8 protein-coding genes and 3 tRNA genes are annotated in these 7985 nt (G+C 55.2%); 8 read left to right on the plus strand and 3 right to left on the minus strand.

Translation table 11 applies throughout. The features are described 5' to 3' along the window. Positions 1 to 308 precede the first annotated feature (308 nt). On the minus strand, positions 309 to 953 hold the full coding sequence (locus GSD1FS_RS04665; RefSeq protein WP_155588599.1) for a 5-formyltetrahydrofolate cyclo-ligase: 645 nt from the start codon (positions 951 to 953) through the stop codon (positions 309 to 311). Positions 954 to 1044: 91 nt separating this feature from the next. Between GSD1FS_RS04665 and GSD1FS_RS04670 the strand changes: the two genes are divergently transcribed. From GSD1FS_RS04670 to groES, 3 genes are all read left to right on the plus strand, one after another. Next, positions 1045 to 1743: a GNAT family N-acetyltransferase gene (locus tag GSD1FS_RS04670; protein ID WP_246165823.1), complete on the plus strand. Its 699-nt coding sequence runs from the start codon at positions 1045 to 1047 to the stop codon at positions 1741 to 1743. Positions 1744 to 1748: 5 nt separating this feature from the next. Beyond that, positions 1749 to 3005, plus strand: a complete 1257-nt coding sequence (locus tag GSD1FS_RS04675; protein WP_155588601.1) for a hypothetical protein — start codon at positions 1749 to 1751, stop codon at positions 3003 to 3005. A gap of 259 nt (positions 3006 to 3264) precedes the next feature. After that, the gene (groES, locus tag GSD1FS_RS04680; RefSeq protein ID WP_343030201.1) at positions 3265 to 3561 is read left to right on the plus strand and encodes a co-chaperone GroES; all 297 of its coding nucleotides are present in this window, start codon (positions 3265 to 3267) and stop codon (positions 3559 to 3561) included. A gap of 241 nt (positions 3562 to 3802) precedes the next feature. On the opposite strand, the gene GSD1FS_RS04685 is transcribed toward groES, so the two are convergent. Both GSD1FS_RS04685 and GSD1FS_RS04690 read right to left on the minus strand, forming a co-directional pair. Beyond that, positions 3803 to 4774 (minus strand): hypothetical protein, encoded by a 972-nt coding sequence (locus tag GSD1FS_RS04685; RefSeq protein WP_155588602.1) that lies wholly within the window; start codon positions 4772 to 4774, stop codon positions 3803 to 3805. A gap of 928 nt (positions 4775 to 5702) precedes the next feature. Further along, entirely contained in the window at positions 5703 to 5990 is a 288-nt protein-coding gene (locus GSD1FS_RS04690) for a hypothetical protein (protein ID WP_155588603.1), read from the minus strand. A gap of 40 nt (positions 5991 to 6030) precedes the next feature. Between GSD1FS_RS04690 and GSD1FS_RS04695 the strand changes: the two genes are divergently transcribed. The 5 genes from GSD1FS_RS04695 (at position 6031) to GSD1FS_RS04715 (ending at position 7784) form a co-directional block, all read left to right on the plus strand. Continuing rightward, positions 6031 to 6112 (plus strand) — tRNA-Tyr (locus GSD1FS_RS04695). Between the two features lies 1 nt (position 6113). Continuing rightward, positions 6114 to 6185, plus strand: a tRNA-Thr gene (locus GSD1FS_RS04700). Between the two features lie 4 nt (positions 6186 to 6189). Next, positions 6190 to 6263 (plus strand) — tRNA-Met (locus GSD1FS_RS04705). A 45-nt stretch (positions 6264 to 6308) separates the two neighbouring features. Further along, positions 6309 to 6479, plus strand: a complete 171-nt coding sequence (rpmG, locus tag GSD1FS_RS04710) for a 50S ribosomal protein L33 (protein WP_155588604.1) — start codon at positions 6309 to 6311, stop codon at positions 6477 to 6479. A 57-nt stretch (positions 6480 to 6536) separates the two neighbouring features. Beyond that, complete coding sequence (locus GSD1FS_RS04715) at positions 6537 to 7784, plus strand: FAD-binding protein (RefSeq protein WP_155588605.1); 1248 nt, start codon at positions 6537 to 6539, stop codon at positions 7782 to 7784. Positions 7785 to 7985: the final 201 nt, after the last annotated feature.

The raw sequence follows: 7985 nt of genomic DNA on the forward strand, positions 1-7985 counted from the left end.
CCCATCTCGCTCCATTCCGGAGAATTATTCTCTGATGTAGAATGCTCTACCCATTACAAACATCCATTCCGGAGAATTATTCTCTCAGTTAGCCGTCTCTCAATCAGAGAATTATTCTCTCGCGCAGATATTTGTAATGGTTAGCTGCCCTTCAACTGGGAGAATTATTCTCCGGAAGGTATGTTCGTAATGATTGGCACGCTCTAACTGGGAGAATAATTCTCCAGAATGGATATTCGTGTGAGTTACACGCGCCTCAATCAGAGAATAATTCTCCGGAATGAATGTTCGTAATGATGGGGAGGGGGTTAGCGGGGACTGCGCAGATCTCGGTATTCGCGCGGCGTGAGCACAGCGCTCATGCGAACGTCGTGCTCTTCGCAGGGTAGGGGAGCGTCTACAAATTCCCACGGCCAGCACATAGCGGTCAACGTGGCGCGCGGATTCGCGTAGCGCAGCGCGCGATCGTACCACGCGGTGCCGCGGCCGAGACGCACGCCGTCGAGATTGACGAGCAGCGCCGGCACAATAATCCTCGAACATGCCTCCAATGCTTGCGGAGGCAGCATTTCACCGCGCGGCTCCGGCGGCATGCCTGCGTGTTCGCCTTGCGGTGTCTGCATGTGCAGAAGATCGTCAAGAGACGCGAGCAGAGTCCATCCCACACTCAAATCCGCGCCGACGTTCGGCACCAGCACGCGGTAGCCGCAGCCCAGCGCTATAGAAAGCAAAGGAATCGTGCTGACTTCCGTTCCCATCGACACATGGCAGGCGATGCAACTCGAGTGCGCGTCAAACAATCCGGATTCGCACGCAATCTGCGCGCATTGCTCACCGGCGCGCATACTCATGCTCGCAGTAGTGCTTTTGCGCTTGCGAAATACTTCGTGCCTGAGCACGCGCTTCGCCTCGGCAACGTGTTGTGCGGTTCCCTCCGAACCCAGTGATCCCATATCAGCAGTCTATCGAAATACCAGTATTCGAGAATTGAAATCTCATGTTTTATCTCGGCAGAGAAGTCGCGCACGTGGCACAATGAGCACTATGTCTGTTATGCAAGCCATTCGCCGTCGCCTCAACCGCAGAACTGGTAACGCATATGAGGCTCCGGTCGTGCTGGAATCTCCCGACGGTGCGCCGCAGCTCACATTGCGAACAATGAATTTCGACGATCAGTATGAGTGGGATCGCCTGCGCGCAAATAACGAGCGCTGGCTCGCACCGTGGGAATCCGCAGACCCGCAAGGCGGCGAGCCGATGACGTTCCGCGGGTGGATCGCGCGGCAGCGAGAAGAGGAACGCAAAGGCACGTCGATTATTCTCGTGATGGAACACGGCGGTGAATTGATTGGGCAGATTTCGCTTGGTGCGATTTATGAGGGGCCGATGCGCACCGGCATCGTGGGCTACTGGGTGGACGAGCGGCACGCAGGCAACGGTTTCACTCCGCTCGCCGTTGCCATGCTCGCAGACTGGGCACTGCTTGAGCCCGCTGGACCCTTGCTGCACCGCTTGGAAATCGATATTGTGCCGGAAAACGAACGCTCACGCAGAGTAGTGCAAAAAGTTGGCGCAACATTCGAAGGTGTGCGTAGAAAATACATGTATGTGAGAGGCGAGTGGAGAGACCATGAGTCATACAGTCTGCTTGCTGCTGACGCACCGCACGGTTTTGTCAACCGTCTTTTTTCGACACGCCAAGTGAAAGTGCACACAACTTGTCATAAGATCTTCTATTCTTAAGAACTATGGATTACGAGTCGATCAGCACCATTGTTCTGGTAGTGATCGTCGTTATTTTGATGGTGTCTTGGCTGCCACGACGCACGGTTCAAGGCATGACGCAGGTGATAAAGCACCGATCCGACAGGTATTCGTCGTCGCTGCATTTGATCAACGAGGCAGATGGCACGAAATTTTCGGACGAGCGAGCGTTGCATATGAAAGGATCGCCCATGGCTTCGGGATACACCGGATCCGCTCGGGAACGTGAATACGTGGCACAGGTGCGCGATCTTCGCCGTGCCGCCGCACGCCGTCGTAAAATGCTGGTTGGGGCATTGCTGGCGATTTCGATACTCGTTTTCGTGTTGTCTGTTGTGCTTGATTTCAATGTGCTCTATACGCTGATCCCCATCGCGTTGATGACGATCGTACTCATTCTCGGAGCCCGTGCATCGAAGCAGGCTCGTGAATGGGAAGCCAAGCGTGCGCAGAGGTTGCGCGAAGAAAAAGAACGTAAAAAGCGGGAGAATAAGCGCGCTGTCGAAGAACGCGCTCGCCAGCAGCAGGCTGAGCAAGCGCAACGAACCCAGCAGGTAGAGCAGTCGCAGGATGATTCGCAAACCGACGTGATGGAGAAGCGTGAGATTCGTCGCGCGCTGATGCAGGCGCGCAAAGAGCAGGCCGAGGCATTGGCTCGCCGTCAGCAGGTCGTAGGTGAGCAGGAAGCGGAAGCTATGGAGGTCGCCGAACATGCCAGCGTTGATCAGGCGGTGCATGAGGCAGAAGAGATGGCTAAGAACCGCGCTCGTCTGGTGATTCGCGAAGAAGAGGCAGTGCAGGCCGACGACAGCACCAATGAGCTTTCGCAAATCAATGCTTCGAAGGCGCCAGACGCGTTCGACATGGCTGCGAACCAGGATCTCATCTCGTTCTCGCTCGGTTCCGATTCCATCGACGAGCTTCAGGCTGTGCAGAGCATGGAGATCAAGTCCACTCGCCAGGTGGCCAAGGCTGTTCCGCAGCCTACGGCTCAAGGTCAGGAAGCGGCGAGCGACACTGAGGCGGATAACTCGAGTGATGCGGCAGATGCTGCCCACGTGAACTCTGCTGAGGGTGCTGCAAACTCCGAAAAAGAGACGCAGACCGTTGACGCAGTGTCGGTGAACGATTCCGTTGCGTTCCACAACAGCGAAGCCCAGGCGAACGTCGAAGCGCCGGATGCTTCATCTGACTCGCTGGGTGTCGACCTGCAATCGATTCTCGCACGCCGTGGAAACTGATCTTGTAAAACCACAGATATTCTCTAGCCCTAGCGCCGTTGCGCTGGGGCTTTTTGTTTATATGACACGCCGATATTTGCAGATATTTACCTCGGCACATGAGCGCTGTTCTCTCAAAGCGTTAGCACTCGAGTTGGCAGAGTGCTAATGAACGCGCTAGGATGTGCAGTAGCGCAAAGGAGTGTGCAACGGTGTTCGTCAGCCGCCGCCGCAGATTCTGGCGCGGAAACACTGAATCTAAAGAAAGAGGAGGCGCGCAGTGTCGTTCCCACTCACACCGTTGGAAGATAAGATCATTGTCAAGCAGGCGGAAGCCGAAACTCAGACCGCATCGGGTCTGATCATTCCAGATAACGCCAAGGAGAAGCCGCAGCAGGGCGAAGTTCTCGCTGTTGGTCCTGGCCGCCGCGACGACAAGGGCGAGCGTATTCCGATGGACGTCAAGGTTGGCGACAAGGTGCTGTATTCGAAGTACGGCGGCACCGAAGTTCACTTCCAGGGCGCTGAATACCTGATCGTCTCGGCTCGTGACATTCTCGCGGTCGTCAACGCCTGATTTTGATTACCCGTTAGGGGATTTGTGCTTAGGGTCGGCTCTTGAGCCGGCCCTTTTGCATACTTGCAGCACGACGGAGCTTGTTTTGGCGCTTCACTCAGCGTTTTCGCTGCTGTTGAGCGCTACCCTCGAGAGTGCCGCGTCCGTATACGGGAATCTCAAAAACTTTGAGCGCTTTGAGCGCCAATTCTCGTGCAAACCCGAGCGTCTCGTCTGCATGCAGGAATCCCACACGCCGTCTCTACCGCTGCAAAGCGAATCTATTGACTTCGCTGGCCAGCGGAATTCCGCCCTGTTCGAGTTTCTGTTTGATGGGAGCCACGCGGCGCACGTCACTCGGAGTGAAATGAATAACGCGCGTGATCCCGCATCTCGCCAACGCTGCATCTCGCGCACGCTCCTCTGCAACCTTTTCCTGGAGCGTTCTTGAACCGAGCATTTTCGGATCCTGATATTTCTGCGAACCATCGAATTCACCGGCAATGAGTTCGCCGTTAGGCAGGCACCACAGAAAGTCCACGCGGTATATTTTGCCAGTCTCCGCATCATAGAATTCAACTTGAGTGAGCGGCACCATGAATCCAAGGCTGATTATTGTTCCTCGCGCCACCGATTCGCCGCCGTTCTCACTACGCGCGTCAGCATAGCGTAATACTTGGAGCACTTTCTCGATAGGGTGGCGTTTTCGTTGCGCTGCTCGATGCACCGCCAGCATATTCGTCCCTTTTCTTGCTGCCGAATCAAAAATGGCGAGCGCATACGGAAATTCGAGCACAAGCGCGCTGTCAATCAATGTCTGCTCTACTGAGGCTACTTTGATCCCATCTATGGTCACAGCCCGCGCGCTCGAACTGTGTATGTAGCGAACGCCGTGCGACACATACTCTCTTCCATACCCCACGCAAACATATGGCTGTTGCATGGTACGGTATGGTGTTTCAAATCCATAGATGACCGCCGCGGTAGGACCAGTGAAACACAGCGACGGGTGCTTTTTGTGAAGCGCTTTGCACGCATGTTTCACTTGTGCCGCAGCTGGCAGTCCCTCCCAGAATTCTTTTCTGGCGAAGATGCCTTGGGCTGGCTCCATAAGAAGTCCTTGACTTGCGCGATAGTGCATGGCTTGCCGGGTTGCGCGGTTCGCTGCATACGCACACTGCTGCTGAGCTTCGCTGTCGTCGAGCAGCTTCTCCACTGCTTGGTTTCGTCTCATATTGGACTCCTCTCGGCTATGTTCCTCGACACTGTATTGGTATTGCGAAGAAATGAACAGCTGGAGCGGGCAATGTGGTCGGAGGACGAGTTATCCACATCAAGCAAAGCAGTAGCCAGTCGGCAAGGTGTTCTAGCTGCTTGAGCGTGGTCTAGTTTGCTTTTAGCAGGATTGTTCTGCAAGTAGTGCGCGGGCATAGCTGTTCGCGTGCTGTTAGCAGAACAATCCTGCCAACAGTGCGCGAGGGACGTCGCCCGCGTGCAGTCAGCAGCATTGTTCTGTAGATAGTGCGGGGATGGGCTTCTTCGCGTGCGTTTAACAGGATGGTTCTGTTAGCGGTGCACGAAGGAGTATCTTCGCGCGCAGGTAGCAGATTGGTTCTGCTGGGTGTGCGTGAGGGCTTACCTTCACCTGCATTTAGCGGGATTGTTCTGTTAGCAGTGCATGGATGCGGTTCTTCGCGTGCAGCCAACAGGACAGCTCTGCAGACTGCACGTGGGGATCGTCTCTTACGTGCAGCTGGCAGGATGGTTCTGTAGATAGTGCGTGGAGGTAGCTCTTCGTGTGCACTTAGCAGGATCGTTCTGCGAATAGTATGCAAAGAATTATCTTCTCGTGCTTTGAGCAGATTCGTTCTGTTGCGTGTGCATGAAGGCCGCTTTCCGCGTGCAATTAACAGGACGGCTCTGCAGACTGCACGCGGGGATCGTTGCTCGCATGCAGTTAGCAGAACTGTCTTGCGGGTAGTGCACGAAGAAGTCCCTATGCGTGCAGATAGCAGGTTCCTTCTGTTAGGCGTGCGTGAAGGCCTACCTTCGTGTGCATCTAGCAAGATTATTCTGCCAGCAGTGTGCGAGGGGACGTCGCCTGCGTGCAGTCAGCAGCACCATTCTGCGGATAGCGCGCGAAGGAGTATCTTCGCGTGCAATTAGCAGATCAGTTCTGCTGGGTGTGCGCGGCGCTCGCTCTCTGCGTGCTCTGAGCAGATTGAAGCTGTTAACTGCACGCGGGCGGTGGCGTAGGCGTGCAGATAACAGGATGATCCTGCGCGTGGTGCATGGGCTTGCGTATCTGTAACATGCTTGCGTATATGCAGATCACCAGAAGATAGCTTGCGAGAGCAGAGATAAGCTGAGCCGTTGAAACGCAAGGGCTGCGGCACGAAATCTTCAAAAACGACACGCCCGAACTTGCTCTTGTTCACCTCGCGTGCCATACTAGCCAAGTTGCCGGTTGAGGTTTCAACCGAAAACGATGGCGGATTTCCCAAGCGGTCAAAGGGACCTGACTGTAAATCAGGCGCTTCGTGCTTCAGTGGTTCGAATCCACTATCCGCCACGCCTCGATAGCTCAGTGGTAGAGCACTTCCTTGGTAAGGAAGAGGTCGTGAGTCCAATTCTCACTCGAGGCTCGATGGCGGGATAGCTCAGCTGGCTAGAGCGTACGACTCATAATCGTAAGGTCAAGAGTTCGAGTCTCTTTCTCGCTACTAAGCCGGTTTACTGGCACAATTCGACAACAAGAGGTGAATTCAATGGCAAGCAAGAGCGCAGACATTCGTCCGGGCATCACGCTGGCGTGCACCGTGTGCAAGGAGCGTAACTACATTACGACCAAGAACCGCCGTAACACCCCGGATCGTCTCGAACTCAAGAAGTTCTGCCCGAGATGCGGCAAGCAGACTCTCCACCGCGAGACTCGCTGATTCTAAGCTATTTTTAAAACCCGGCCAACTGGTCGGGTTTTTGTTACTGTGGGCAGTATGACAAGTTTTGCTGAACTCACCACCATTGGTGTTGGTGGCTATATCGAACGTTTTGTTGAACCCACAACTCGCGTAGCCTTGATCGAAGAGGTGGAAGACGCCGATTCCAAAGGCATCCCGATCTGCATGATCGGCGGCGGTTCGAATATGCTCGCCTCCGACGACGAATTTCATGGCGTGGTGATTCGCGACGCGCGCCGCAACATCACGGTTCCCGACGAAGCCGCTCCGGTGGAGAACGGCGATTTCAGCGTGCACGTGAACGCCGAGGCAGGTGTGAACTGGGACGATCTCGTGCAATTCTGCGTGGATCGCGGTTTGGAGGGCATCGAGGGACTTTCCGGCATCCCCGGAACCGTTGGCGCGAGCGTAGTGCAGAACATCGGCGCATACGGCCAAGAGGTTTCCTCCGTTGTCGATTCCGTGGAAGTGTGGGATCGTGAGGAAAAGAAGACGCTCACGATGAGCAATGTCGACATGCAGTTCGGCTACCGCTTCAGCTTGCTCAAACGCAGCATGTACAAAGCTCCAGGCGTGCCGAATACGCAGTTCTACCCGACCCCTCGCTACATTGTGCTCTCGGTCACGTTCGTGCTCGTGCACACTGGTTCCGGCACTGTGAACTACCCGCAGCTGGCGAACGCGCTGCACGTGAACCTGCACGATCGCATGCCGATCGACAAGATTCGTGCTGCAGTGCTCGATGTGCGCGCTGCAAAGGGCATGCTTGAAGACGCCACGCGCTACCGCGAACCGGCCATGGCTGGCACCAAGCGCGATGATCAGGTGGAACGCGCCATCGAAGCACAGCAGCAGTTCCGCGAGCAGCATGACGGCGCTGCGCAAGACGTTATCATTGGCATGAACTCCGATATCGGGCAGAATTCCGACCCGAACCGCCACAGCTGCGGCTCGTTCTTCATGAACCCGATTATCAGCGAATCCGACGCCGCGCGACTTCCCGAAGACGCACCGCGCTGGCCTGCGACGCTGCCCGACGGCTCTACTGGCGTGAAGACTTCCGCCGCATGGCTCATCGATCACGCCGGCTTCCACAAGGGCTACAAGCTCACCGAAGACGCTCACGCCGGTTTGTCTACATTGCACACGCTGAGCATCACCAATCGCGGCGGTGCCACCAGCAAGGAGATCGTGGACTTGGCGGACGCGATTCGCGCTGGCGTGCGCGAACAGTTCGGCATCACGCTGATTCCCGAGCCCGTGCTTGTCAACGTGGAAATCTAACGGAAACACTCGCAGCACAAGGAGCAGTGGTCATAATTCAAAAATATGACCACAGAAATAATAATTATTATTACATATTCGCCAGTATTTCATACATAATTATGAAATACTGGCGAACTTGTTAATATTCACTGTATATCGCGATAACATAAACATCACTGTGAGCGAACGCGTTAACTTAGCGTCGTAATATGACCGACG

Source organism: Bifidobacterium canis, assembly GCF_009727065.1.
GTDB classification, from domain to species: Bacteria; Actinomycetota; Actinomycetes; order Actinomycetales; family Bifidobacteriaceae; genus Bifidobacterium; species Bifidobacterium canis.